The following is a 26,872-nucleotide window of genomic DNA, read 5'->3' as shown; positions in this document are numbered from 1 at the left end:
CCCCACTGATTGTTAGTTGCGGCCCACAGGATGTGGGTCACACAGACGTTGCCACAGGACGTGGCGTTCTTAGTCTGTGTTCCTATAATCGGGCCTTTACGGGCTGTTGATCCCCCACTTAGAAATTTTTGTTTTACTCAACTTCTTGAAGTGGGGGGCTTACAGCCCGTTAATCTGCGATAAACTGTTTTTTTCATGTACCAGCTCTGCAAATCGTTCTTTGGAGGAGGGTTCATCAAAGCTGCTATAAATACGAAAATGGTCTTCATCAATAATGCGAAAATGCTGACTAATAATATTTTGCTGAAGCAAAATGCCATTTTCGTTCTCTATCTCTCTCCACCAAATCTTTCCGCCCATCGTTTTTTCTTTTCGATAGTCAATCCCTTCTCTTGCAATCGTTTCAAGAACCTCTAGCGGCTCGTTTCCAAATAAAAAGCGGACTGTTTCCGTTTCCCTAAATAGGGCACAAACAGCAACAACTGTTGACCATCCTGCTTCTACACGCCCTTTTTCTATTTGAACAAGGGTTTTTTTGGAAACACCAATAATCTCTGCCATTTTATCTTGTGTATATCCTGCTTCTGTTCGGATGAGACGCAACTTTTCAGACACTTTAAAAATAACTTCTTCGCGATTCAATGTATGCTTCATTCCTTTAAATTTAGTGTATTATTACACTGCTTCTTTAATTATAAAAGATAGAATTATAAAATGACAATAATTAATAAATCCTTCTTTATTTATCTCTTTTTTTGACCAATCTCCCCCTATTTTGACACAGAAAGACTAGTCTTGAAGAACTGTTTTTTTATTCGCTTAAATTCGACAAAGGATATTCTCAAAAAAAGTAGAACTTTATATAACTATGAAAAAAGATTTTTATTCATGAAGAATGGAGAGACAAATGTTAACAAGATCGAGTAAGAAGGTTGTTGAGCAATTGCACATGGAAAAGAATAATATGTTATATGAGTGGGGAAAGAAGATAGTTGTTTCTTCTGATGATCCTTTTAAAGATCGAATGAAGGAAAATGGCGAGGTTATGTTTTATCTTCTTATCCAATGCTTTTCATACCCAGAGGAGGAATTAGTAAAAACGATTCGCAAATTTTCAATTTCTATTGCAGATCAACGGTTAAAAGCCGGTATAAATATAGGCCAATTTGTCTATAACGTAAATCTTGGGCGTTCCATTTTCCAAGAGAATCTCAAGAATATGAACCTAGATTTAGACGAACTGAACGAATACAATCAGAAGGTTCAATTTTGTTTTGATCAATTCTTATATTTTTCTGTTACTTATTATAGTGATGCAAAAAATCAGATTATCGAAGAAAAAACTCAATTTATTGATACGAGTCATAAAGATCGACTTACACTGCTAGGACAAATGACTTCTAGCTTCATCCACGAGTTTCGAAATCCACTTACCTCTGTTCAAGGCTTCATTCAATTATTAAAAGCTGAAAATCCAAATTTGAAATATTTAGATATTATTTCGATTGAATTAGAACAGTTGAATTTTCGTATTTCTCAGTTTCTCTTACTATCAAAAAAGGAATTGATTGGAAAAGAGAAAGTAAATTTTTCACTTAATGAAATAATTGACGAAGTATTAGTTTTCTTGTATCCCAGCATTTTGGACGGAAAAGTGAAAATTGATAAATGCATGCCAGACTCCATTTCCCTTTTAGGTTATGCGGATGAGATCCGTCAAGTATTGATCAATATTATTTTTAATGCCATTGATGTTTTACATACATCTACTTCAGAACCATTAATTAAAATAACCAGCCATATTCAAGATGATTCCTTTATAAGGCTAGAAATTGCCAATAATGGGCCAAAGATCCCGTCGCATCTTGTAAAGTCCATCTTTGAACCATTCGTAACAACTAAATCTCTTGGCACAGGGCTAGGATTATTTGTCTGCAAAGAAATTATTGAAAAGCATAAAGGGAAATTAGAATTTGAAACAAAAGGAGACTTAACGGTTTTTAGCATAATCCTTCCAGTTTCCGATATAAACCTGGGCTGACTCCTATTGAAGTCAGCCCCTTTTTCTATAATCAAATACGTGATATCAATCCTATAGAAAAATTCTTATGTACTTCATTCATTTTTAAGATTAAAATTGGTAATTATCTCTAATTTTTTTTATTTAAGGAGAGTGTACGATGTTTGTGTTAAAGGTTGATCAGGATATCGAACTGCAGCTTTTTCAATTACACCATTCAGAAGAACTGTATCATTTAGTCGATACGAATAGACAGCATTTAAGAGAGTGGCTTCCTTGGGTTGATAATATGACTTCACCAATCCAATATCATGAGATTATTCCAATGTGGCTAAAAGCCTTTGCTGATAATAATGGATTTAATGCTGGCATTCGTTATAAAGGCCAGCTTGCCGGTTCAGTCGGTTTCCATCAAATTGATTGGAATAATAAACAAACGAGTATGGGCTATTACCTTGCAAAGGGGTTTGAAGGGAAAGGGATTATGACTAGATCGGTTCAGGCTCTAGTCAATTACGCGTTTCTAGATTTAAGTTTAAATCGGCTGGAAATCCGCTGCGGGGTAGGAAATAAGAAGAGCCGTGCGATCCCTGAAAGATTAGGATTTATACAAGAAGGAATTATTCGTGACGCAGAATTTTTATACAATCATTATCATGATCTAGTCATCTATGGAATGCTATCACGTGATTGGAAATAAAAGAAGTAGATTAGTTTTTGTGGAGAAAAATTGTAATAGCATACTGGCTATTATAATTTGAGCTTTGCGGACATCAGTTCCGTTATTCGTGACAAAATGGGAGAATTCCTTATGTTTGCGGACACTGGTTCCGGTATTTTGTAAAAAGCAGTACTTTCTACGTGTTTTTACGTAAATAACGTACCCTGAGTCCGCTTAGCCATTAATTAAGGCTATTTTAATGAAAATATCGGATTCAATGTCCGCATTTAATTGAAAAAGTGCAAAAAAGTAACGCTCAAGCGATTTTTGTATCTAAGCGTTACTTTTTTTGGGTTTTTCTCTACAATAATAATTTTTGACTTTCCTTCACTCTCAAGAATCTTAAACCATTTAAAGTTACAATTAAAGTCGCACCCATATCAGCAGTTTCAAGTGCTGTATCCGTACCCGCTCCCCACATTACAATGCCAACATTTGCAGCTACAAGAGCGGGGGCATCGTTTACTCCATCCCCCACCATTGCCACTTTTTCATATATGGCTCGAAGCTCATTTTCTAGTTCTTGTAATGTGGCTTCACCGTAGACCGTAAGCTTAGAAGCTCCAAAATTAACATTCGCATCCATCACACCATCCAGGTGCTTTATGTTCTTTTCGAACTTTTGGGCGCAGCTAATTCAAGAAAAGCCTTGAACACGATAAACAATTTTTTCTGCTCTTTCTACATTGCCTGTACCACGTAAAGCCACCTTCTTTTGATTGTTACCTACTAGTTAATTCAATCATTTCATTTTTTGTCAAAGAAATTCAAGCCATGTTTATTTGGATCTATTATAAGGTATTCATACAATAGAAAGAACCAATCAAAATCATTAAAAAGATGGCAGTATAGTTTTTCAAATAAAAAAAGATCATTTCGGGAAAAGTAAATTTCAGAGGAGGTGAACGGTCCTTACATAATTTGTGAGGATATGAATGATGGTACTAAATATTTTCCTTCTATTTTTATTAATTGCCTTAACTGCTTTTTTTGTTGCTTCTGAATTTGCCATGGTTAAAGTGCGATCATCCCGAATTGACCAATTAATTGCAGAGGGAAATCCGAAAGCACACACAGCAAAAAAAGTAACCTCCAATTTAGATGAATATTTATCAGCATGCCAGCTTGGCATAACCATAACTGCTTTAGGACTAGGGTGGCTCGGTGAACCGACTATTGAAAAAATTTTGGAACCAATTTTTGAACATTTAAATTTGCAGCCTTCTATCACAAAAGTTCTTTCGTTTATTATCGCTTTTTCGTTAGTCACCTTCTTGCATGTAGTAATAGGTGAACTGGCTCCTAAAACATTTGCCATTCAAAAAGCTGAAGCCATTACATTAGCATTTGCACAGCCTTTAATCTGGTTTTACAAAATTTTGTTCCCATTTATTTGGACTCTAAATCACTCGGCAAGATTTGTAACTAGCCTGTTTGGTTTAAAGCCTGTTTCCGAGCATGATATTGCCCACTCTGAAGAAGAACTGCGGATCATTCTTTCTGAAAGCCTGAAGAGCGGGGAAATAAACCAGTCAGAATATAAATACGTAAACAATATTTTTGAATTTGACAATCGCATCGCAAAAGAAATTATGGTTCCACGAACAGAGATTGTCAGCTTAGATGAAAATGCTACTCTATCTGAAGTACTTGATGTCATCATGAATGAAAGATATACAAGATATCCGATTACAGGCGGAGACAAAGATACCATTCTCGGACTTATTAACGTGAAAGAAATATTGACCGATTGTATTCGGAAAAAATGCCAAGAAGAAAAAACAGTTGTGCAATATATAAAGCCTGTTATTAGAGTCATTGAAACGATCCCCATTCATGACCTCTTGTTGATAATGCAAAAGGAACGAACCCATATGGCCATTTTATTCGATGAATATGGAGGAACAGCCGGCTTAGTAACGGCAGAGGATATTTTAGAAGAAATCGTTGGTGAAATTCGTGATGAGTTTGATGCAGACGAGCTTCCTCTCGTGCAAAAGCTGGACAAGGATCATTATATATTAGATGCAAAGCTGCTCATTTCAGAAACGAATGACTTATTAGGAACGGATCTTGATGAAGACGAAGTAGATACTCTTGGGGGCTGGATACTCACACAAAAATTCGATCTCGAACAGGGTGATGCCATTGAACATGATGGATACCAATTTATCATTAAAGAAATAGAAGGCCATCATATTCTTTACATTGAAGTTAAAAAGACTGACGCTGACTGAAGAATAGACCTTTAGGAATACAACAATTTCATTCCTAATTCCGGTCTGTTCCTTTCGGTTCGTTTTTTTCATTTTCCGAAAATTCAAATACATATTTCTTTAGAATGCCCAATAAATTAATGTAACAAATAATTACTAAACTGTTACGTTTGACTGTATGGTTTTATCTAGCATATAATAAATTTAGGGAGTTACACTTTTTTTTCGAAACTCTAGCTTAATTAAATGGCAATGGGGTGATACGATGGGGCAGTTTATCGTATTGGTGAATTAGCAAAAATTGCAAATATTTCTAAACGAACTATAGATTATTATACAAACATCGGGCTTATTCAAGCTCAGCGTACTAAGTCTAATTATCGTATGTATTCAGAAGAAGTTCTGTCAGACCTTCATTTTATTGAAGATTGTAAATCTATGCATTTTCCGCTAGATGAGATTAAGAGAAAACTAGAATTAAAATCAAAAACGGTCATGCATACAAGAGATGTTGAGAGGCAAATTGATGCGATTACACAGCAAATTAAACAGCTTCATAATGAAATTGCTGTCTTGCTGCCTTTAATCAATTGCCTGGACGAAGATCAAAAGGGTGACCTCTCAAAAAAGCTAAATACAGAAGGCACTACGTTAATTAAGTCTCTTGCAAGCTTGACAAGTTAACCCTATTTTCTAATATTTCAGGAGGTGACTCCTTACCCGAAAGATCGGGCTAAGGGAATTTATTTGGACATATTAAACTTGGTTATTATAGCCATTTTAATTGCTTTGACGGCATTTTTTGTTACATCGGAATTTGCCATCGTTAAAATAAGGAGTTCAAGAATTGATCAGTTAATTGAAGAAGGAAATAAAAGTGCTATACATGCAAAGAAAGTGATTAGTAATTTGGATGAGTATTTGTCAGCATGCCAATTGGGAATAACGATTACTGCCCTTGGTATTGGGTGGCTTGGTGAACCAACCATTGCACATATGCTTCACCCTATTTTTGATAAACTAAGCATTCCAAGTTCTGCATCACAAATTCTTTCGGTAGGAATTGCCTTCGGGATTATTACCTTCTTACACGTTGTTGTTGGAGAATTGGCGCCAAAAACCCTTGCGATTCAAAAAGCTGAAAAGGTTTCATTGTTAACCGCACGTCCATTAATTTTATTCTATAAATTAATGTATCCGGTAATCTGGGCTTTAAATGGATCTGCTCAATTATTAACACGATTATTTGGATTAAAGCCAGTTTCCGAACACGAATTAGCCCATTCAGAAGAAGAACTTCGCATTATTTTATCTGAAAGCTATGAAAGTGGAGAAATCAACCAATCTGAGTTTAAGTATGTAAATAAGATCTTTGATTTTGACGACCGTATTGCGAAAGAAATCATGGTTCCACGAACAGAAATCGTATCATTCTCGAAGGATGACACGCTTGAAAACTTTTTAGAAACGGTTTATGAAGAGAAATTTACACGTTATCCGATTATCGATGGGGATAAAGATCATATTATCGGATTAGTTAATATTAAAGAAGTTATGACGGATCTTATTAAGAACAGACAGGTCACTTCCAATACGCTTGAATTTTATACACGCCCCATTATTCGCGTGATTGATACGATTCCGATCCATGATCTTCTCCTTAAAATGCAGAAGGAAAGAATTCATATGGCTATCCTGATGGATGAGTATGGCGGAACTTCTGGTCTTGTGACAGTAGAAGATATTATCGAGGAAATTGTCGGTGATATCCGTGATGAATTTGATATGGATGAAGTACCAGAGGTTCGGAAAATCAATGATGAACACTATATTATAGATTCCAAAATGCTTGTAAGCGAAGTAAGCGATTTGCTTAATGTTGATATAAATGATGAAGATGTAGATACAATTGGCGGATGGATTCTTACAGAGAATTACGAAGCTAAGCAAGGCGATGTGATTGAATTAGATTCCTATGTCTTTAAGATTATCGACATGGAAGATCATCATATTAAGTATATTGAAGTCAAAAAGCTAAATGAAAATGAAAAGCCTCAACCCCTTCCATTGACGGAAACGCAAGTAGTCTAGAAGTAAGAGGTTAGATGTGAAGGAGAAATCGGTGAAAGATCCGATTTCTTTTTTTATATTAAAAACCCTTAGCTTTACAAACTATGATGCTAAGGGTTTACTGCTCACTTTATTTACCTTTTTGGCAGGTTGATTGTAAATTTTGTTCCTTTTCCCTTTTCACTGCTAACTTCTATATGACCATTATGCAGCTGAACGAGCTGTTTTACAATGGACAAACCTATACCGAATTCGCCAAACGACTCTCCGGTTCTTGATACATCTGCTTTATAAAATCGATGCCAAATGGACTCAATTTCTTCGGGATCAATTCCAATTCCAGTATCCTCGATCTCAATTATCGTTTCCTTCTCTTCCGATATTCCTTTTAAGATAATCTGGCCGCTTTCTGTGAACTGATTACTATTTTTGACAATATTAATGAGGATTTGGATGAGCCTGTCATAATCGGCAATGACCGTACTATTCTCCTCACATATGACCGAAATGTGATTATTTTTTTCAAGTGCCTGCATATGAAGCTGCTCTTTTACGACTTCAAGCACTTCAGATAAATTTATTTCCACCCTATCGAGCTTCAGTTGGTTAGAGCGGATTTTTTCATAGTCAAGATTTTCGTTCACAAGCCGTATCAGTCTTTTCGCTTCACGGTCAATTAATATCATGCCTCTTTCAATATCTTCTTCGGGAATTAACTGATTCTTTATTCCTTCAGCAAGTCCGCTAATCGTAGTTAAAGGGGTCCGCATCTCGTGAGAAACATCTGCTATAAATTTCCTTCGCCTATTTTCCAGCCGGTCAATTTCTTCATGAGATTTCTTTATCTTTCCAGCCATTTCATTAAAATCCCTTGCAAGCTGGCCAATCTCATCGATAGACGATTCTGGAACGTGAACATCATAATTTCCGGCCGATATCATGGAAGTCGCATTGCGGATTTCCTTAATTCTTTTTATCAAGCTTTTCGAAAAAATAAGGCTGATTAGAATGGAAGCTGATAAAGAGATGACGATCGTATATAATAAGAATTTATTTAATTGGGTAATCATATTCATCGTCCCTGTAATGGGCGATAGCAAAAGAATTCCCCCGCCTAACCGATCTCCTTGCATGAAGGGAACAGCTACAAGTGAAACCTCCTGACCAAATCGTTTAATATCATGCTTAACAGATACTTTATTTCCCTTTGATATTTCCGTCCACTCTTTTTCAGTCAACTGTATTAATGGGCTGCTTTGTAACTTCGGATAGATAACTTTTCCTTCATAATTAAACAGAATATATTTAATATGCCTAGTATTAAGAAGCTGGCTGTACTCGGCTAAAAATTGTTCATTCCCCTCAAGCCTTAACGTTAAATCTGTTAGGATTTGATCGCCATATGCCTCTAGCTCCTCCACTTTATTCTGGAAAATATACCTTTCAACAAACTGTGAAAATGACAAACTCAAAATGAGGAAAGCCAAAATGAGGATGCTAATATGACTAATTAAAAGCTGATAAAAAAATCTAATCCTCATTCGGGACCACCGTTTCATCAAATTTATAGCCAATTCCCCATACCGTTTGAATAAATGGCTGCTCAGGTGTACCGATTTTCTTCCTTAACCGTTTAATGTGAACGTCAACCGTCCGTTCATCCCCATAAAACTGATAGCCCCATACACGATCTAACAACTGCTCACGTGAAAAAACCTGCTTTGGGTTTTTCACAAAATAATAAAGCAAATCAAATTCCTTTGGCGTTAGATTAAGGAGAAGCTGCCCATTAAAATATACTTCGCGTGAGTCCTTACTAATTTTAAAATATTGGCTTGTAATGACATTGCTTTCCTCTTTCTCTATGACATCTGATTGATAGCGTCTTGTTACAGCCTTTATTCTTGCCATCAGTGCGAGCGGACTAAAAGGCTTCGTCACATAATCATCCGCTCCCATTTCAAGACCTAACACTTGATCAGAGTCGCTGTCCTTTGCCGTCAGCATGATAATTGGCACTTGACTCAGTTGGCGGATTTTGCGGCAAAGACTAACTCCATCCATAATAGGAAGCATCCAATCGACAATAATTAAATCCCATTTCCCTTTATTAAATCGATCAAAGCCTTCTTGTCCATTATGAACAAAGACTCCTTCATACCCTTCCTTCATAAAAAACATCTCCAGCATGGAACAAACACTTTCATTATCTTCAACTACGAGAATTTTCATAAAAACATGCACCTTCCCATGTAAATACCTTTTCTTTAATGTAATCGAACCCTCCCCTATTTTACAATAAATATCACTTATCCCTAAGTATTTAATGGGCGGGCCAATTTTTTCCACATTTGTTTACCAATTTTGGACATGCTATATACGGAGCAAAAAAAAACAAAAAGGAGAATGCAAATGGTGACAAGAAATTTACTTAAAAGATGGGCGATCGGGATGCTTGTTTTTGGATTCATACTAGCCCAATCAACTGTTATTACATATGCTGAAAACGGTGGGCATCATGAGTTTAAGAGAGACCATCACCATCATTTTATTAATGAAGGGGATCTAAAACGCCTTTTGGATCAAGGTTACTCCAAAGAAGAAATTCTTAAAGCCGCTCATATCGCTAATTATTCGAATAAAAAAATTGATGATGTCCTAAATGTTTATAAGAAAAATGATTCCTCATGGGAGAAAACGGCAGAGCATTATGGGCTTGATTTGAAAAAGCTTAAGAAGCAATACCATGAGCATAAGGAAAAATACTTGCAGGATCATAAGGGCGAGGTCATAGAAAACGTAGCTGAATATACTGGAAAAACAGAAAATGAAATTAAAGCTTGGGTAGACGAAGGTATTTCATTACGGTTTATTGTAATAGGTGCGGCCATTGCAAAGGTAAGCAATAAGGATCTTTCTGAAGTGATTAAAATGAAACAGGAAGGACTATCCTTTATGCATATAAAAGATAGCCTTAAAATCGACCAAAAAAAAGTCCGCGAAGAAAAGAAAGCATTGATGATGAAAATAAAAGAGGATATTAAGGATTAAACAAATTGCTTAGAAGGCTGCCTTATGAGATAAGCAGCCTTCTATAATTAATTAGACTAGCCCCATTAAACGCGGATGGCTTCTCCTTCATTCTGATAGAATAAATCCTTATTCCAGCGCATATTTTCTTACATAATGGCAGGAGTTTCTTGAATCTTAGCAGAAACTTTAGAGGACTGAGGCTGCTTCGTAATGATTAATTTGAATTCACCCTTAGAAGTATGGACAGTTATATGTAAGCTTGTGTCTTCATCGAATAGGAAAACTGCTTCACTCTGAACAGATTGAGGGGCCATTCCTAATTCTATTCCTCTATTAGACATATTCACCAAGTAAATTCCGTTATGAAGATTCAGAAACTCACTGACAGATGCTTGAGCCAGTTCGCAAGCTTCTGTCAATTCTTCTTCGGCATAGATGGATGCGATTTGCAAAAACATTTCTTCACTAGCAGCAAGTGCGGTTAACAGTGGTGCCTCACCTTGGATTTCCTGCAAGACAAGCCAATCTGTTTCGACTTCTCCACTTACTGAACTTAACTCAATATAAACTTGATCATCAATAAACCGAATCATATTCTTTATAAATAATGAAAGATAGTCAATAAATTCTTTTATTTCGTTTGAAGATGAATGTAATAGGCTTTCGACCATTGCATCAATGTCACCGTTTTTAATCGCTTCAAAACGTTCATCTGATAGGCTATATAACTTTTTATATTCATTTAAAGAATTCGAGAACTCGTCAATCGTCATAAGGTTGTTGTCCACAATTGATTGTGCCAATAGTAAATGATTGCTTTTCTGTGCAGCTAGCATTTGCTCAACCTGATCATTGGATAAAAGCCCCAGATCAACTGCAATTTCACCAAATCTTTTATCCTGTTTTTTCTGTTTTTCATGAATTTCTTCCACTTGGGCTGAAGTTAGAAAGCCTTTATCAACTGCTATGACACCAAATTTTACATGGGTTGATTTTTGCTGATCAAGCGCCTGTTTGAGCTGTTCAGTTGTTAACAGTCCTTTATTTAATAAATAATGTCCAAAGTATTGACTAAACATGAGCACTGTCCTTCCTTTCTTCCTTTAACGCTTTTTCAATAATGGAAGTTACCGCTTCTAGCGTAATAGGCTTTTGAATAAAATCATCTGCGCCAAAGTCGAGTGCTTTTTTCAAATGAGATTGAGTCCCTGCAGAAGATGCCATAATCACTTTCATTGCAGGATGATCTCTTTTTATTTCTTCTAATGCTTCAATGCCGTCTTTACCAGGCATAACAATATCCATAAAAATGAGATCAGGCTTAAAGGTATTTGCCTTTGTTATAGCTTCTACCCCATTTTGAGCCTCCTCGATATTTTTGCATTGGCAAACTTCTAATATATTTCTAAGTTTCTTTCTAATTAATGCAGAATCATCGCAAATTAACACTTTTAAATGATTTTCCATTTTGAATTCACTCCTGATTTTAAAGATATAGGATAAAAGTTCTACAATATATGACAATATTCCTTCTTTATTTTCTAAATGCATTACTTAATTCCTGTAATGGTGTAACATTTCCGACATTTTTCAATGCTCATGTACTTGAATAAAGTAAAAAAATGTTATAATTTTAAAAATAGATATTCATGATCCAACTGAAAAGGAATCATGTAAAAATTGGGGGAAACTATATGATCGATTCATCAGAAAATGTGGTCGCGGCACCCTTGCATAAGGGATTGTCCAAAGCAAAATTAGCAAAAATTTTGTTTTTTATTTGTCTCGGTTCTGTATTAATGGGGGTAGGGATTGAGGAGTTTCTCGTTCCGAACAAAATTTTGGATGGAGGAATAACTGGTATCTCCATCATGCTTTCACATGTTACCGGTATAAAATTAGGATTATTTATCTTCATTCTGAATCTCCCCTTTTTCTATATAGGTTATAAACAGATTGGTAAAACCTTCGCATTTTCCACTCTACTGGGAATTACAGTTCTCTCTGTTTCAACCGCTCTTCTCCACGATGTTCCCGTATTTACTAAGGATCCTCTTCTCGCAACTGTATTTGGAGGGATTATTTTAGGAGCAGGAGTCGGAATCGTTATTCGCTATGGCGGCTCTCTCGATGGGACCGAGATATTAGCCATTATTGTGAACAAAAAGCTTCCTTTCTCTGTAGGAGAAATTGTTATGTTTTTTAATCTTTTTATTTTCACTTCAGCAGGGTTTGTATTTGGCTGGAATCGAGCGATGTATTCAGTTCTCGCCTATTTTATTGCATATAAAACGATTGATATCGTTATTCAAGGATTAGATGAATCGAAATCTGTTTGGATCATCTCAGAAAACCACAAGATAGTCGGAGATGCTATTCTTGCAAGACTCGGCCGTGGCGTCACTTATTTGAACGGTGAAGGGGCATACACCGGAGATGATAAAAAAGTTATTTTTTGTGTCATTACACGTCTCGAAGAAGCTAAGTTAAAAACGATTGTGGAAGAAATTGATCCACATGCCTTTTTGGCCATCGCCAATATCACAGAGGTTCGTGGCGGACGGTTTAAGAAAAAAGCTATACATTAAAAAAGGGTTTATGTAGCTCAGTTTTTGTGGAAAACATATTAATCAGCTGATCAAAATCGTATATTAATTTGGGCAGCTGAGCTTGGCCTTGGCGGACACTCGTTCCGTTATATGTGGCAAAATGGATTAGATTCTTCTGTTTGCGGACATAGGTTCCGCTATATTATAAAAAAAGCAGTGATTTCCTCGTGCTTTTTCGTAAATAGCGTACTCAGTGTCCGCTTAGTCCAGAAATTACGGGCATTTAATGAAAATAACGGATTTAATGTCCGTAGCTTTTTTATTAAACAGCACCCTTTTTACTTTCGTATCCTTAACTGTCCATTCATTATTGCTTTGTTCTAAATGAATCGCAATATTTGGACTTTCCAAATCCTTATAAAAAGATAGACGCTTCATTAGGGTTACCGTGGAAAAAATAGATTCTTTTTTCTCTAGTTGACTCCCCACTCAAATGCCCATTTATGCTCTAATATAGAACATCCCGTTTACCGGCAATTACGCTATATTTCATCAGATCAATAAAATTTAGATTCATACTGTGGTCAATAACCTCATCGTATTTATGGGCCGAAGCTCGAAAAAATTTCCATCTTTTTTAATACTTAGTTCAAAGCATGCCAAACTTTAAGAAAAAATTTAGAGGTCAATAATGCTTTGTGCAACCATACAATTCATCAGTTTTTCAGCTAACCTGCTCTTTTGTTCAGTATATTCAACAAAATACCGCTCCTTTATCAACAACACCTCCATTTCAAATACGACTACTTTACATGTTTTTCCAAGCCTCTCCAGTTTTCCGAAGCAGGCAAGAAGATAATTCAAAAACTCAACTTAATACTCTTTAAACAAAATGGTAAAAAAACAAATGCATTTATATGGACTTGGTCTATTAGTCTATACATCATTAATACCAAAGGAATACAGTAATACTAAGGAAGATAAAATGTGAGTTAAGTAGCTTAAGGAAAAACGTAAATATGAAAGGGGAGACATATTTAAGCGAGAGAAACAGGAGAAGGAATGGATAGTCAAGGTAAATATTGATACCGAAAATTTAAAACTGATAGTCGGTAACAGAAAAAGAGATAATTTCAAAACTTGATTTTGAAGTTAGAAAAACTGTCAAAAACTTCAATTTCCACACAAGATACTATCACTGCTTCCGATAATTCTTGTATGTTCTAATGCTCCTATTAATTCAAATCAGGAACAAGAAAAAATACAAAACTAATATTTTGATATAGATTTTGATTAGGTTTAATGCAAGGTAATTTTATGAAAAACGAAGGAGTCGATAAAAATGTTAAGTAGAAGAAGAAATAATGAAAATACTAATGTAGATGTGGATTTTGACACAGATATTGAATCGGAGTTAAGAAATAGATCTAATTCAGAAGCAGAAGCGGATGTTCGAAATACCGATAAAAATACCAACGTTGCACGTTCTAATGTTACTAACTCAGGTAATTCTAAGGTTGATATCAGACTCAACAGCCGCAGTAACGCTAGAGTGAGATCTGAACAAGAACAGGAAAATGATCAAGATCAAGATGTAGATATAAATATAGATATCGAGGAAGAAAGAAGACGCCGCCGTCGTCGTCGTTAATATTTGAATAAAAGGTGGGATAGCACTATTATCCCAAATGATGTTTCAACTGTAAAAAAAATGGAAGAAGAGTGGATTAAATTGTTCCACTCTTTTTATATTTTCATATCCTATTAAGTGAATGATGCATTTCGTAAACTGTGTAAAAACTTTATCTCTCTAACTAATTCTCCCCCATTGCTTTCATGAAATAAATTAATGATGAAAGGGGATTACAAATTGGTTAATTCAAGAAACATTGTTGATTTTATTGTTGTCGGCACTGGTCCCGCCGGAGCTGTTATATCTAAGATACTTACAGATGAAAAAAAACTTCAGTTCTCGTCCTGGAAGCAGGAGGAATTAATGACAATGACAAACCTATAAGTGATTCTAGATTTGCTCTTGAACTAGAGGAACAATTCTTTCCAGAGTATTTTTGGCAGAGAGAGGGTGTACCTCAACAAGCAAAGGTGCCAGACACCACTATTCATATCTAGTGTCAAATTAGTGGAGCAGACGCTAGATGTTATGCTTGTGGAGCCAGGCACCTAATAGGACAGCCTCTCAGATTGTGGACAAAGGGGTTCGGAATGGTCTCAATAAATCGGTATCTTTAAAGCGATGTTCAAAGTTCTTGCCAAAAGTACTTTAACTTTTTTCCCCATGATCCCGTTATTTATAAATATTTCCGATGTATCCCTTTCCCATCATACGTAAACAGCATATTCTTGCCTTCGACGATTGTTTCCATATGGACACTTCTGCCCCAAAGCTGATGGACATATGGCAGGACTTTTTCTAAATATTTTAGATCTAGCTCTATTCCTTCAAACCAATGCTTTAAATATAGTTCGCCATTCTTTAAATAATCACCGTCATTGACGGTTAAATATGGGAATCCCCCATTAACACGCATGCTTACGAGCTGATCACGAACATGCTCCCATTGCTTGTCAACGACTTTGTAGTCCTTCCCCTGTTTTTGGAACAAATACATATCCTCGCGCATAACAAGATCTTTTGTTAAGTAGTTCCGTAAAAAAGAAATATCAGACTCAATTTCTCGGACCTCGAACATTTTCTCCCGTCCGGAACCAGGCTGAACTCCATGCTTTTTCATTTCTTCTGTCGGATTATTATATCTCTCTTCAATATCCTCAAAAATTTTCAATCCTAAATAATATGGGTTAATGTTTGTGCGGGATGGCTGAACAACACCTGCATTTAATTTCGCAAACTCTAATGCCTCTGAGCTCGTTAAATCCATTTCTCTAAGAATGCGCTGATGCCAATACGATGCCCAGCCCTCATTCATGATTTTTGTTTCCAGCTGTGGCCAGAAATAGAGCATCTCTTCTCGCATCATCGTTAATATATCACGCTGCCAGTCGGTAAGCTCACGGGAATAGCTTTCAATAAATAACAATAAGTCCTTTTCAGGCTGTGGCGGAATTTTCTTCTTCTTCTTTACCGGATCTGGTTTTTGATTATTCCTTTCATCAAGTTTCCATAAATCATCGTAAGGGGAGGATGCCGTTGGTTCCTCTTCTTCATATTCAACATCATCTAAATTCCAGGAGAGCTTAGGTCTCATTAACGATGGATCAATATGTTCTTCAATGGCTAGAACAGCATCTAAAAAGGTTTCTACTGCTTTTTTGCCGTGTGAAATTTCGTATTGTCTGATTCGTTCGGCTGTTGCCGCCATGCTTTCGACCATATCTCGCTTTGTGTTTTGAAAACGAATATTGTTTTTGAAGAAATCACAATGTGCCAGCACATGCGCAACGATTAATTTATTCTGAATTAATGAGTTGGAATCGAGCAAAAAGGCGTAGCATGGATCTGAATTGATGACAAGCTCATAAATTTTAGATAGCCCAAGATCATAATGAAGCTTCATTTTAAAAAATTGCTTACCAAAGCTCCAATGAGAAAAACGCGTTGGCATCCCATAGGCACCAAAAGTATAAATAATATCTGCTGGGCATATTTCATAACGCATCGGATAATAATCTAAGCCAAAACCTTTAGCAATTTCAGTAATTTCTTCAATGGCGTTATATAGCTGCTTACGGTCCTCTTCCAGCATTTACAATTCCCCCTTTTTGTTCTTATCACAATCTATGAAAAAATAGGCGGAATGATGAATTGGAGTTAGAACAAAAAAGCGGAAGACCATCGTCTCCCGCTTTTTTCACCTTAATCATCGCTGTTATCATCATCATCGTTATCGTCTCGATCATGATCAATCTCGACATCTAATACCTTCCCGGTTACAGCATCAATCTCTACCTCGGCCTCGCCCTTGCTTGTTTTCAGTTCAACTTCATAAATAAGTTGATTGTCATCCTCATCACGATTAATTTCTATGACCTTGCCATTGACTTCCTTTTCTGCAATTTCTATTGCTTTTTGAATTGATATAAAATTATTTGAAGTTGATTTAGCTGTCTTTTCAAAATCATCATCATCGTCATCAAGATCTTCTTTCACTGATAGAACATCACCTGTTATGGCATCAATACGGATTTCAAATTCCTTATCCTTATTCTCTATTTCCACTTCAAAATAGCGCTTTCCAGACTTGTTTTCTAATTCAACACTTTCTACATATCCCTCAGCTTTTGTTAAAGCGATCTTTATGGCTTCTTCATGGGTAATTATTTTCTCATTCGTGTTTTGCATCTCTGCTTTTGGATTATCATTTTTTGCAGCACCAGCTGCAACGGCTCCCCCTAAAATAACTGCTGCCGAAACGACTCCAATCATAAATTTTTTCTTCATCCTTTTTCCTCCTTTAATCTTTTTCCTTACATCTACAATATAGACTTGCAATATTAAAGGAAAAGAATAGGAAGATTAAAAATTGATGAGAATCATGTGACTCTTTTCTAATCATCCCAAGTAATGGATAGCACTTCTCCTGTTATTGCATTGATTTGGACGGTTGCTTCCCGATCATCTGAAGTATCAATTTCAACGAGATAATAATGTATATTGTCATCCGACTCCAAATCAACATCATTTATTTGACCCTTTACCTCCTTTAAAGCAAGTTGAATGGCCTCATCCTCTGTAAGGATCACGGTTGCTTCAGTTTCCAGCTTTTGGACAAGAACTTCTCCTGTTTGAGCATCTACTTTTAAGATGGTTTTCTTTCCTTCCCCTTGAATGATCACTTTATATTGGCTTTTTCCGTGTTCATTTATTTTTATAAATTGAACGAGCTCACCAGGAAATTCTGATAGAATTTTTTCCTTCATTTCATTTTCGGTTATGGGCTTTGCTGGAGGATTAGGCTCTGCTTGTTCTGGATCCGTTTTATTAGGTGAGATGTTACTCTTTTTAGTAAAAGAAATGACCTCTCCATTTTCAGCATCCAGCTTGATTTCATAGTTCATTTCATTTCGATCCATTTCAATGACATATTGATTATTCTTCAGGATTATTTCTGTTACCTGTCCATTGTATCTTTCCTCTACGAGAGATTTAGCTTCGCTATTTGATAGAATTTCAGCAGATGGGTTTAAAACAGGACCTAAAGCTTTAAAAGCAATAAATAGGATAACAACGGCTGCAAAACCCATCATGATGAAAAGAGAACGTTTGTTTTTCAAAAGGATAGCACCTCACCTTCTATACTCCTTCCATTTTCCTATATAAAAATGAGAAAAAGATGAGAAAGGAAAATTTTTATTAATTAATTGTTAAAGTTACTGTTGTTCCAGCATTTTCTTTACTTTCAAGCGTGACTCGTACATCTAAGGCATCGGCAATTTCCTTTGCAAGGGAAAGTCCAAGTCCTGAGCCGCCGCTCTTTCTGCTTCTCGCTTGATCAACACGATAGAAACGATCAAATACCATTGGCAATGCCTCTTCAGGTATTCCGATCCCTCGGTCTATTATTTTAATATAGGCTCCATTCTTTTCTACGCCAACCGCAATGGTAATTATGTCATCACTATATTTACGGGCGTTATCGAGAAATATAAACAATAGTTGCTTAAGCTTTTGCTCATCTGTAGTGACAGGGATGGAAGTCAATTGCTCCCCTTCAATCATAACATCACGATTGTAAGCATTTTGAAACCCTTTTACCGTTTGTTTCAAAACATCGATTAAATTAATGCTTGTTAGCTTGAGATTCCACTGTTCATTATGCTTAGCGAGCAATAACAGCTGCTCGGTCATTTCCCTCATACGAATGGATTCTGACAGGATAGCCTCAATTGATTCATTAAACAACTCAGGCTCCTTTAAGCCTCTTCTCTTTAAAAGACTTGCGTAGCTTTCAATAACCGTTAAAGGCGTTTTAAGCTCATGTGATGCATTGGATACGAACTGCTTCTGTTTTTCGAAGTTTGCCTCCAGCAAATCAATCATATGATTAAATGTCTCTCCCATTTGATAAAGCTCATCTTTTGATCCTTCCTCTAATGGCAGTCGCTTGAATTGACCGCTTTCCTTAATTTCTCTCATTGTTTTAATCATACTTGTCACTGGATTAATCAGAAGATTGCTTAGAAGCCTACTCGAAATAAACACTGGAATTAAGGCCAGGATGGTAACTATGATTAACACAAGCCTAAGTGAATGCAGGTTCTCGATGGATTTTTCTAAGTTCTTTGTAATTTGCAGATTTGCGATATTTCCATCTGAAAGAATGATGGGCATGGAGTGAAAGGCATAGGTGTGATTATTAATAATCATTTCTTTACTTACCTCGCCTGTATAAAATTCTGCTTTCTCTTTCCTCAATACTTGTTCATTTAAGGATGTAACAGCTAGTGATCTCTTTGTGTCAGGTCTTGCGATTCGAATCATGCCATCTACCGGAACGTACGCTCTGAGAAGTTCATTTTCTGGAATCGTTACAAGATATTTGTTAAACGTCATGGAGGTTATTTTCATTTCTTCTTTAGCTGTTTCAAGTTCACTGTTTATAAGGAAATTATTAAATAAGAAATAAATCGAAATATTCATTAACACTAACAGGATTGTAAATAAAACTCCGGTATTAAGGTTGATCTTATTACGCAGCTTCATTTTGTTACCTTAAGAACGTAGCCAACACCGCGTATTGTATGGATTAATGGCTCTTTTTCAGGAGTATCAATTTTTTTCCTTAAATAGCGGATATATACGTCTACTACATTTGTATCGCCAAAAAAGTCGTATCCCCATACGGCTTCTAATATTTGGTCACGGTTTAATACCTGCAATTTGTTTTTTAACAAATAAGATAGAAGATCAAATTCTCTCGGAGTTAATTCAATGTCATCTTCTCCTCTTATAACTTCACGTGTCTTTTCATTTAATTTTAAATCCGCCAATGCTAGCCAGTCAGTTTCTTTCTTTTGTTCGACTGCTTTATGTCTTAATGCAGCTCGAACCCTTGCTAGCAATTCTTCTATTTGGAATGGTTTCGTTATGTAATCATTTGCCCCTAAATCCAGCCCTGAGACCTTATCTTCAACCGAATCCTTCGCTGTTAACAACAAAATAGGTGTATGGCTGTCGCTCATTCGAATTCGCCGCAAAATTTCAATTCCGCTTAATCCCGGAAGCATGACATCCAATAATATTAAATCCCATTTTTTTGACCGATATTCCTCAAGACCTTTCATCCCGTCCATTGCTTTTGTTACCTTATAGCCTTCATATTCGAGCTCTAATTCAAGCAGCCTTGCTATTTTCTCTTCATCCTCAACAACTAAAATTGATTCTTTATTCAATGGAGTCTCTCCTTTTTCAATAACCATTTATGAATCAAGGTTAGCAAAAATCAGCAATTAATTCATTATCAATAAGATTAAATAGGAAAAAAGAAGGGATAAGGGGCATTTATGCCCTCTTATCCCTTCTACTCTTCAACTGACAGTTGAAGAACCTTATTGTTTTTTAAACTATGTGAAATATTAACTGTTACTTTTTTGAGCTGATTATTTTCTTTCACTTCAAAAATAAAGGAATCCACGACATCTGTTTCAGAAATTTTCTTTCTGCCGGCATATTGAAATTCAACAACCGCTTCACCAGGGTAATCCTCTTTGATAACTGCAGTAGCAATTCGTCCATACTTTTCATAACCATTTTGAGCAAACGCTAAATTGTGGACGTTCATAATTAAACTAATGGTAAATAACATACAAAAAAGCTTTTTCATAACTTGTCCTCCTGTAATAAAAACACTTTCCCCTATTGTTTGTGTTTTTTCATTTTTTTATGTAGTTAGTCCACAGGTTATTTGTTTTAATTTTCAGTTCCTTAATGATTCGTTTATATGCAGGAAAAAGTTGAAAACCCTTTATAATCAAGACGTCCAACATTTACAGTGTAATTTTTGTTCACATCAACATAAGCTAAAGTCAACTCCTTAAGTGAAGGAGATGGACAAATGAATAAATTAGATTATGACCGAGCGTTATATTATACACATCGCTCTGAATGGGATAATTTGCTAATATTGATGGTAAGAACAGAAGATCATTTTCTTTCCAAAAAGATCGAGTACTTCCTTCATGCGTACAACTTTGAAAAAGACTATTCCGTTATCGAGAAACATCTATATTCCTTACTCCGATACATCGACCATGCTAATGCCTATACTGCTTATGAGTTGCAAGAGGAGATTTACCAGTTACCATAAGAATTCCACCACCAAAAAAAAACACGGTTTTTAACCGTGTTTTTTAATGTTTCATATGTGTCGAACATTTCTCCGATACCTATTAGCCCTTCATCTGGACATACATATTCGTATACATTTGAAGCTCATTCATTAATTGATCAACGTGTTTCGCTGGCTCTTCATGCAGCCAATCGTTTTCATAATCAAAGCAGTGAGGATCTAATACTAGCTGACGCGGGATCACATTTGCATAGACCCCTCTCCCAACAATTCTCATATTACCGAGGGCATTCATTCCACCCTTACCTCCTCCTGCTGCAACAAGTAATGCGACAGGTTTGTTAGCAAATTGTTCACTGCCAAGGAAATCAAGCGCATTTTTTAAAGCACCGCTCATTCCACTATGGTATTCTGGTGAAGCCAAAATAATGCCATCCGATTTTAACACCTTTTCGCGCAATGCTCTAACCTCAGGAATTTGAAGTTGTAACTCCTCTCCGTTATATAAAGGCAGCTCGCCCTTACTTAAATCAATAAGCTCCGCTCCGTATTTCTTCGCGATATATCTTGAGGCAATCCCTGTTCTTCCTTTTTTTCTTGGGCTCCCATTTATAATTGTTAATTTCAACATAGTCTCTCTCCTTTTTATCACCATTTCGCTATCGTTTTTATTCATTCTAGTATAAGGGAGAGATTGTACTTTTTCATCATCGTAAAGATTTATTTTTGACTGCACTATCGGCACAATTACTAACCCTATGAATAGGCATTTCTTTAGTAAAACTAATTGATTATTCCATTTCTTACTGCATAGAGGGCAGCTTGCGTCCTATCAGCAAGTTCAAGTTTAGAAAGCAGATTAGACACATGGGTCTTAACTGTTTTTTCGGTAATGAAAAGATCAGCGGCAATTTCCTTATTACTTTTTCCTTTAGCAATTTCCCGCAGCACTTCGATTTCTCTTTTTGTCAGCTCATCTACATGTCTTCTTTCGGAATGACTTTTTCCTGATAGGTGGGATAATAGATGAGTGGTTGCCTTCGGATGAAGCTGATTTTCGCCGTTCATTAATTGAATAATGGCTTTGACAAGCTCATCTGGTTCAATGTCCTTTAATTGATAGCCAGAGGCTCCAGCCTCTATAGCCGGAATGACATGATCCTGATCAGAAAAGCTTGTTAACATCATGACCTTGATTTCTGGACAGTGTTTTTTTATTTCACGCGTTGCTTCAATCCCGTTTATAACAGGCATCTCTAAATCCATTAATACAATGTCCGGACGAATTCTTGTTGCTAATTCAATTGCCTCTTGTCCATTTTTAGCCTCACCAATAATTTCAATTTCGGGCTGCGTTTTAAGAAAAAAGACAAGACCACGCCTAACAACATGGTGATCATCTGCGATAAGAACACGTATGGTCATTTTCTCTCCCCCTAAATTGGTATAAATATTTCAATTCTAGTCCCATTTTCTTCAGAGCTTTTCAGCTTAAATTGTCCATTCAATGATTCAGTACGATCTCTCATGCTCTTTAATCCAAGAGATGGAATATTCCTTAAATCTCCATCATAATAAAAACCGCAGCCATCGTCAGTGATAACCATTTTTACATGCTTTTGATCTACAGATAAGATTAATTCCACCTTTGGCTGCCCAGAATGCTTTTTACAATTGGCGAGCGCCTCCTGACCAATTCTCCATAAGGCCTCTTCAACCTTTCCTGGCAGCGAAACTACACCCTCTACTTTAGAGCTCACTTCTAAATCAAGCATTTCACCATAACTTAAAAGGGCACTTATTATTCCATTTTCCAATCCCCTTGGCCGAAGCTGCCAAATCAATGCTCTCATTTCACTTAAAGCTTCCTGTGCTAAATCTTGTATATAGGAAAAAGTTTCTTTTGTTTCTAAATCCTTTGTCATTTCTGCCGCTCCTCTTGCCGTTAAACTTAAAGAGAATAGAAGCTGATTGACTGAATCATGCAAATCTCTAGCTAGACGATTTCTTTCCGCTGTTAAGGCATTCTCCTGCTCATGCCCTGTTAGCTTTATTCGCTTTAAAGCAGTGCCTATTTGAAAAGCAATCGATTCGAGCAAAGCCAATTCTTCCTTAGTAAAATGGGTCTTATTTGGCGAACCGACATTTAAGATGCCTATTTTCTCATCACCCGCCCGAAGAGGAACTGTTGCATGATGCGTTAATTGATTTGTGTCCGCTTTTTTTTCATTTCGAGCATCTTCAATTCTTTTGCACTCAATTATATTAATTGCCTTATGCAATCTTCCATCGATATAACGATCGATACACCAGCAGTCTCCCTTGCACATCCGTTCATTATCATTGTATGATAACGCTTCGGGCAGCTTTTCCTTTGCAGCTAGCTCGTATTTTCCATCTGGCTCAATTAGAAAAATCCATCCCGTTTCCAAGCCCGTAACATGCAGTAATTTAGCTAAAACCTCGGACAAAATTGTTTTTATTGATGTCCCTTCGTTTAATAATTCAGCAATTTCCTTTAATATCCAAATTTCCGAATGGCGATTCTCCAATGTCACCTTTATTCCTCCCAATGGATGTTCCTTCCATTATTATAATACTTTTATGTAGCCTAATCCTTAGTAATTAGAATGAAAATTTATACGACTAAAGTTGTAGTTTTGCCTACCGGTAAAATCAAAGAGCACCGAGGAGTTTATTTCCCCCGGTGCATCCCGATTCATTATTTTTCTGCAGAATTTATCTTCTTATCAACAATCGCCATGAAATCACTTTTGATTTCCACGAGCTTTTGCTCACTTTCCGCAGAACTTGCCCCATTTACTCCGAAATAAAACTTCATTTTCGGTTCTGTTCCAGAAGGTCTTAAACAAATCCATGTTCCATCCTCAAAATGATATTTAATCACATTTGATTTAGGAAGGCTGATGGATGACTGATCCCCATTGCTTTCAGTTCGAACACCTGTTAAGTAATCCTCAACAGCTGCTACTTTTATTCCAGCTGCTTGATTTAGCGGATTAGTACGGAAAGAAGCTAATATTTCTTGAATTTGTTGAGCTCCTTCCTTTCCTTTCAAAGTAATCGATTCAAGACCCTCAAGAAAATAACCGTACTGTTCAAATAGAGATAATAATCCTTCATATAATGTCATCCCTTTTTTCTTATAAAAGGCTGCTGCTTCTGAGGCCAATAAAGCAGCTTGAACGGCATCCTTATCTCGTGCAAAGTCTCCAATTAAATAACCATAGCTCTCTTCATATCCAAATAAAAACTGGTATTCCGCCGTTGCTTCATATTCCTTCATCTTTTCAGCAATAAATTTAAAGCCTGTCAATACATCCACTGTATCAGCGCCAAAAGAGGATGCAATTTTTCTGCCGAGCTCAGATGTGACAATGGTTTTTAAGACTATGCCATTTTCCGGAAGAATGTTCTTTTCTTTTTTCTGTGACAAAATATAATGCAGCAGAACAGCGCCAGTTTGGTTTCCAGTTAAAAGAACAAACTCACCAGATTGATTTCTGACTGCGATTCCAAGTCTATCAGCATCAGGGTCAGTAGCGATTAATAAATCAGCATTCTTCTCTTTTCCAACCTTTATCGCCAATTCAAAGGCTGACTTTTCCTCTGGATTAGGACTTTTCACTGTGGAGAATTCAGGATCTGGAAGTTCTTGTTCGTCTACTACATACACTTGCTTATAATTTAAAGCAGCTAAGGCAGCCCTTACAGGTATATTTCCAGTTCCATGCAGTGGAGTAAAAACAATCTTAAGATCTGTCTCACTCCCTAAGGTAGGATTTTCAGAAATTGCGACCAGCCTCTCTATGTATTTACGGTCAACCTCTTCTCCAATTATTTTAATTAGCCCTTTGTCCATTAAATCAGTTTCATCGTCAATGTTAATTAAAAGTTCATTTTCAATTTCATTTACCTTCGAAATGACGATGTCAGCTAATTTAGGGGGCAGCTGTGATCCGTCAGACCCATATACTTTATAACCATTATATTCAGGCGGATTATGGCTTGCAGTAATAACAATACCTGAGAATGCCTGCAAATACCGAACGGCAAAGGATAACTCAGGTGTAGGTCTCAATTCTTTGAATACGTACGTCTGAATCCCTCTTGTTGCCAGTGTTTTAGCTGCCTCCATGGCAAACTCCTTAGACATATGACGGGAATCATAAGCAATAACAACCCCTTGCGCTTTTGCTTCTGACCCATTTTCTTCTATGTAAGCTGCCAGGCCAGCAGAGGCTTTCCTGACTGTATATATATTCATCCGATTCGTTCCTGCCCCGATTTCTCCTCGCATTCCGCCGGTACCAAACTCTAAGTCCTTATAAAAGGCATCCTCCAGTCGTTTTTCATCTTTTTGAATCAGGTCCTCTTTTAATTTTTGATCTAAACTTTCAAATCCAATCCATCTGTCTGCTTTTTCTTTCCAGTTCACGCTATTCCCTCCCAATAGTAAAAGCGAAATTGCCTCGCCCAGGGGCGACAAGCATAAGACAGGCTTGCGAGAAGGTTGTACTCTAACCTTCTTGACGGACTGGCTCATGACCTCCGATGTACAGGACTTACTAGACCGACGAAGACATTAGGTCGTGGTGTTCTTAGTCGGCGAGCCCCTAGGCACTGTAGCTAGATAATAAAACACTATCCAATCTACAAAATCACTTCGATAAAAAGACCTTTTTCCCTTTTAAAATTTTTCTTGGTTTTTTGACATAACCATCATAATCAGCCAACATATTTGAATATTTTTTCCGTTTTCTTTAAGATAAAACAATGGACAAACTTAATTGATGACAAAATTATGACGAAACACAAAACAAACCGTGATATTCTCTTAATAGTAATTTACAAAGAATGCTGAGAAGCACTATACTTTTTCTAAAGTATGATCAATTAATGAGGAGTACACTATGAATAAAACGAAAGATAATCGTGAATCCTTACTGTTTATTTCCTGGGCAGCCTCCGTTATTGCGATGTTCGGAAGCCTATATTTTTCAGAGATTCGTCAATATGAGCCTTGTACACTGTGCTGGTACCAAAGAATAGTTATGTATCCATTTGTTATTATATTAGGAATGGCGGTTATTCGAAAGGATTATCGAATCAGCATTTATTCCATGGTCCTGTCTGGTATTGGTGCTTGTATTTCACTATATCATTATTCCATACAAAAAGTGTCCTTTCTTGCTGAGCATGCCGCTTCATGCGGGAGAGTCCCTTGTACTGGCCAATATATTAATTGGCTTGGATTTATTACAATTCCATTTCTAGCTTTGACTGCTTTTATCATTATTTTTATATGCAGTTATCTTTTATGGAAAAAAACGAAAGAGGTAAAATAAGATGAAAAAAATTGTTATATTTCTTGCAGTCATCATTGTTCTTTTTGTAGCTGTCGGTTTTTTAACAAAAATGCAAAATGAAGAGAAGGTTTCCGGTGATAATCCATATGAAAAGAATAAACTTCATCCTGAAACAATATCTCAGCTTGATGACCCTAATTATCAAAATATAATCCTTCCTGAGGAATTAGAAAAGAAACTTGATAATAAAGAAGATGTGACTGTGTACTTTTTTAGCCCAACATGTTCCCATTGTCAAAGAACCACACCGGTTGTTGCTCCTTTAGCAAAGGATATGAAATTAGATCTTGTACAATATAATTTGCTCGAATTTGAAAATGGCTGGGATAAATATCTGATTACGCAGACACCTACCATCGTCCAATATAAAGATGGAAAAGAAGTTAATCGGATAACAGGATACCAAGACGAAGATGTGTTTAAACAATGGTTTAATGAAAATAGTTTGTAATTATAAAAGCGGAAGTGCCTTCGGAACAATCAAAGTACAATTGTTCCTGCGATGAATATTCGCTGAAGCTTTCCTTTGTGCTCATCCCCGACAAGCACAAGACGAGCCTCACGGAAAGGTGTAATTAACTTTATGGGAGGATTGGCTTGTGACCT

Annotated in this window: 29 protein-coding genes and 1 pseudogene; 12 read left to right on the top strand and 18 right to left on the bottom strand. The window is 36.4% G+C overall.

Annotated elements, in window-relative coordinates; genetic code table 11:
• Positions 1–159: 159 nt before the first annotated feature.
• The gene (locus tag V7127_RS10245) at positions 160–642 is read right to left on the bottom strand and encodes a helix-turn-helix transcriptional regulator (RefSeq protein ID WP_335485530.1); all 483 of its coding nucleotides are present in this window, start codon (positions 640–642) and stop codon (positions 160–162) included.
• Between the two features lie 265 nt (positions 643–907).
• Here V7127_RS10245 and V7127_RS10240 point away from each other — a divergent pair, with 265 nt between their 5' ends.
• Together V7127_RS10240 and V7127_RS10235 are read left to right on the top strand one after the other, a co-directional pair.
• Positions 908–2,041: a histidine kinase N-terminal domain-containing protein gene (locus tag V7127_RS10240; protein WP_335485520.1), complete on the top strand. Its 1,134-nt coding sequence runs from the start codon at positions 908–910 to the stop codon at positions 2,039–2,041.
• Between the two features lie 139 nt (positions 2,042–2,180).
• Positions 2,181–2,720 (top strand): GNAT family N-acetyltransferase, encoded by a 540-nt coding sequence (locus V7127_RS10235; RefSeq protein WP_335345844.1) that lies wholly within the window; start codon positions 2,181–2,183, stop codon positions 2,718–2,720.
• A gap of 322 nt (positions 2,721–3,042) precedes the next feature.
• On the opposite strand, the gene V7127_RS10230 is transcribed toward V7127_RS10235, so the two are convergent.
• Positions 3,043–3,450, bottom strand: coding sequence for a heavy-metal-associated domain-containing protein (locus tag V7127_RS10230; protein ID WP_335485527.1), 408 nt, complete (start codon positions 3,448–3,450; stop codon positions 3,043–3,045).
• 226 nt (positions 3,451–3,676) lie between these two features.
• Here V7127_RS10230 and V7127_RS10225 point away from each other — a divergent pair, with 226 nt between their 5' ends.
• The 3 genes from V7127_RS10225 (at position 3,677) to V7127_RS10215 (ending at position 7,048) form a co-directional block, all read left to right on the top strand.
• Positions 3,677–4,978, top strand: coding sequence for a hemolysin family protein (locus V7127_RS10225; RefSeq protein WP_335485517.1), 1,302 nt, complete (start codon positions 3,677–3,679; stop codon positions 4,976–4,978).
• A 261-nt stretch (positions 4,979–5,239) separates the two neighbouring features.
• Positions 5,240–5,641 (top strand): MerR family transcriptional regulator, encoded by a 402-nt coding sequence (locus tag V7127_RS10220; protein ID WP_335485523.1) that lies wholly within the window; start codon positions 5,240–5,242, stop codon positions 5,639–5,641.
• A gap of 63 nt (positions 5,642–5,704) precedes the next feature.
• A complete protein-coding gene (locus tag V7127_RS10215; protein ID WP_335485513.1) occupies positions 5,705–7,048 on the top strand; it encodes a hemolysin family protein in 1,344 nt (447 codons plus the stop codon).
• Between the two features lie 113 nt (positions 7,049–7,161).
• Here the strand turns inward: V7127_RS10215 and V7127_RS10210 are convergent, their stop codons facing one another.
• Positions 7,162–8,568, bottom strand: a complete 1,407-nt coding sequence (locus tag V7127_RS10210; protein WP_335485510.1) for a HAMP domain-containing sensor histidine kinase — start codon at positions 8,566–8,568, stop codon at positions 7,162–7,164.
• Positions 8,558–9,259 (bottom strand): response regulator transcription factor, encoded by a 702-nt coding sequence (locus V7127_RS10205; protein ID WP_335485507.1) that lies wholly within the window; start codon positions 9,257–9,259, stop codon positions 8,558–8,560. Before V7127_RS10205 ends, V7127_RS10210 begins: the two co-directional genes overlap by 11 nt.
• A 180-nt stretch (positions 9,260–9,439) precedes the next feature.
• Here V7127_RS10205 and V7127_RS10200 point away from each other — a divergent pair, with 180 nt between their 5' ends.
• Positions 9,440–10,078 (top strand): hypothetical protein, encoded by a 639-nt coding sequence (locus V7127_RS10200; RefSeq protein WP_335485504.1) that lies wholly within the window; start codon positions 9,440–9,442, stop codon positions 10,076–10,078.
• Between the two features lie 128 nt (positions 10,079–10,206).
• Here V7127_RS10200 and V7127_RS10195 read toward each other — a convergent pair whose 3' ends face one another.
• Together V7127_RS10195 and V7127_RS10190 are read right to left on the bottom strand one after the other, a co-directional pair.
• Positions 10,207–11,139: a hypothetical protein gene (locus tag V7127_RS10195; RefSeq protein ID WP_335485501.1), complete on the bottom strand. Its 933-nt coding sequence runs from the start codon at positions 11,137–11,139 to the stop codon at positions 10,207–10,209.
• The gene (locus tag V7127_RS10190) at positions 11,132–11,527 is read right to left on the bottom strand and encodes a response regulator transcription factor (RefSeq protein WP_335345837.1); all 396 of its coding nucleotides are present in this window, start codon (positions 11,525–11,527) and stop codon (positions 11,132–11,134) included. Before V7127_RS10190 ends, V7127_RS10195 begins: the two co-directional genes overlap by 8 nt.
• A gap of 227 nt (positions 11,528–11,754) precedes the next feature.
• On the opposite strand from V7127_RS10190, the gene V7127_RS10185 reads away from it, so the two are divergent.
• On the top strand, positions 11,755–12,648 hold the full coding sequence (locus V7127_RS10185; protein ID WP_335345836.1) for a YitT family protein: 894 nt from the start codon (positions 11,755–11,757) through the stop codon (positions 12,646–12,648).
• A gap of 234 nt (positions 12,649–12,882) precedes the next feature.
• On the opposite strand, the gene V7127_RS10180 is transcribed toward V7127_RS10185, so the two are convergent.
• Together V7127_RS10180 and V7127_RS10175 are read right to left on the bottom strand one after the other, a co-directional pair.
• Positions 12,883–13,047: a hypothetical protein gene (locus tag V7127_RS10180; RefSeq protein ID WP_335485498.1), complete on the bottom strand. Its 165-nt coding sequence runs from the start codon at positions 13,045–13,047 to the stop codon at positions 12,883–12,885.
• A 240-nt stretch (positions 13,048–13,287) separates the two neighbouring features.
• Positions 13,288–13,473, bottom strand: a complete 186-nt coding sequence (locus V7127_RS10175) for a hypothetical protein (RefSeq protein ID WP_335485495.1) — start codon at positions 13,471–13,473, stop codon at positions 13,288–13,290.
• 478 nt (positions 13,474–13,951) lie between these two features.
• Here V7127_RS10175 and V7127_RS10170 point away from each other — a divergent pair, with 478 nt between their 5' ends.
• The gene (locus V7127_RS10170; RefSeq protein ID WP_335355129.1) at positions 13,952–14,260 is read left to right on the top strand and encodes a hypothetical protein; all 309 of its coding nucleotides are present in this window, start codon (positions 13,952–13,954) and stop codon (positions 14,258–14,260) included.
• Positions 14,261–14,461: 201 nt separating this feature from the next.
• Positions 14,462–14,706 (top strand): annotated as a pseudogene (locus V7127_RS10165) (GMC family oxidoreductase); the annotation flags it as partial.
• A gap of 212 nt (positions 14,707–14,918) precedes the next feature.
• On the opposite strand, the gene V7127_RS10160 reads toward V7127_RS10165, so the two are convergent.
• From V7127_RS10160 to V7127_RS10135, 6 genes are all read right to left on the bottom strand, one after another.
• Complete coding sequence (locus V7127_RS10160; protein ID WP_335485492.1) at positions 14,919–16,334, bottom strand: SpoVR family protein; 1,416 nt, start codon at positions 16,332–16,334, stop codon at positions 14,919–14,921.
• A gap of 110 nt (positions 16,335–16,444) precedes the next feature.
• Positions 16,445–17,029 carry a PepSY domain-containing protein gene (locus V7127_RS10155; protein ID WP_335485488.1) on the bottom strand — a complete coding sequence of 195 codons (585 nt, stop codon included), beginning with the start codon at positions 17,027–17,029 and terminating at the stop codon, positions 16,445–16,447.
• A 107-nt stretch (positions 17,030–17,136) separates the two neighbouring features.
• Positions 17,137–17,862, bottom strand: coding sequence for a PepSY domain-containing protein (locus tag V7127_RS10150; RefSeq protein ID WP_335485486.1), 726 nt, complete (start codon positions 17,860–17,862; stop codon positions 17,137–17,139).
• A 79-nt stretch (positions 17,863–17,941) separates the two neighbouring features.
• Positions 17,942–19,228 carry a sensor histidine kinase gene (locus tag V7127_RS10145; RefSeq protein WP_335485483.1) on the bottom strand — a complete coding sequence of 429 codons (1,287 nt, stop codon included), beginning with the start codon at positions 19,226–19,228 and terminating at the stop codon, positions 17,942–17,944.
• A gap of 59 nt (positions 19,229–19,287) precedes the next feature.
• On the bottom strand, positions 19,288–20,007 hold the full coding sequence (locus tag V7127_RS10140; RefSeq protein ID WP_335345831.1) for a response regulator transcription factor: 720 nt from the start codon (positions 20,005–20,007) through the stop codon (positions 19,288–19,290).
• Between the two features lie 101 nt (positions 20,008–20,108).
• Complete coding sequence (locus V7127_RS10135; protein ID WP_335485481.1) at positions 20,109–20,411, bottom strand: DUF3889 domain-containing protein; 303 nt, start codon at positions 20,409–20,411, stop codon at positions 20,109–20,111.
• Positions 20,412–20,642: 231 nt separating this feature from the next.
• Between V7127_RS10135 and V7127_RS10130 the strand changes: the two genes are divergently transcribed.
• Positions 20,643–20,894 (top strand): YhdB family protein, encoded by a 252-nt coding sequence (locus V7127_RS10130; RefSeq protein WP_335345829.1) that lies wholly within the window; start codon positions 20,643–20,645, stop codon positions 20,892–20,894.
• A gap of 82 nt (positions 20,895–20,976) precedes the next feature.
• Here V7127_RS10130 and V7127_RS10125 read toward each other — a convergent pair whose 3' ends face one another.
• From V7127_RS10125 to V7127_RS10110, 4 genes are all read right to left on the bottom strand, one after another.
• Positions 20,977–21,504: an NADPH-dependent FMN reductase gene (locus V7127_RS10125; protein ID WP_335355149.1), complete on the bottom strand. Its 528-nt coding sequence runs from the start codon at positions 21,502–21,504 to the stop codon at positions 20,977–20,979.
• 155 nt (positions 21,505–21,659) lie between these two features.
• Complete coding sequence (locus tag V7127_RS10120) at positions 21,660–22,301, bottom strand: response regulator transcription factor (RefSeq protein ID WP_335355136.1); 642 nt, start codon at positions 22,299–22,301, stop codon at positions 21,660–21,662.
• 11 nt (positions 22,302–22,312) lie between these two features.
• The gene (locus tag V7127_RS10115; RefSeq protein ID WP_438823993.1) at positions 22,313–23,428 is read right to left on the bottom strand and encodes a GAF domain-containing sensor histidine kinase; all 1,116 of its coding nucleotides are present in this window, start codon (positions 23,426–23,428) and stop codon (positions 22,313–22,315) included.
• Positions 23,429–23,598: 170 nt separating this feature from the next.
• A complete protein-coding gene (locus tag V7127_RS10110) occupies positions 23,599–25,335 on the bottom strand; it encodes a phospho-sugar mutase (RefSeq protein WP_335485476.1) in 1,737 nt (578 codons plus the stop codon).
• A gap of 475 nt (positions 25,336–25,810) precedes the next feature.
• On the opposite strand from V7127_RS10110, the gene V7127_RS10105 reads away from it, so the two are divergent.
• Positions 25,811–26,245, top strand: coding sequence for a disulfide formation protein C (locus tag V7127_RS10105; RefSeq protein WP_335355139.1), 435 nt, complete (start codon positions 25,811–25,813; stop codon positions 26,243–26,245).
• A gap of 1 nt (position 26,246) precedes the next feature.
• Entirely contained in the window at positions 26,247–26,717 is a 471-nt protein-coding gene (locus tag V7127_RS10100) for a thioredoxin family protein (RefSeq protein ID WP_335355140.1), read from the top strand.
• The last annotated feature ends 155 nt before the right edge of the window (positions 26,718–26,872 follow it).

Source organism: Bacillus sp. JJ1773 (assembly GCF_036962035.1).
In the GTDB taxonomy this organism is placed as follows: Bacteria; Bacillota; Bacilli; order Bacillales; family Cytobacillaceae; genus Cytobacillus.
Note: the sequence above shows the minus strand (reverse complement) of the source record. Positions and strands in the feature narration are given on the sequence as shown.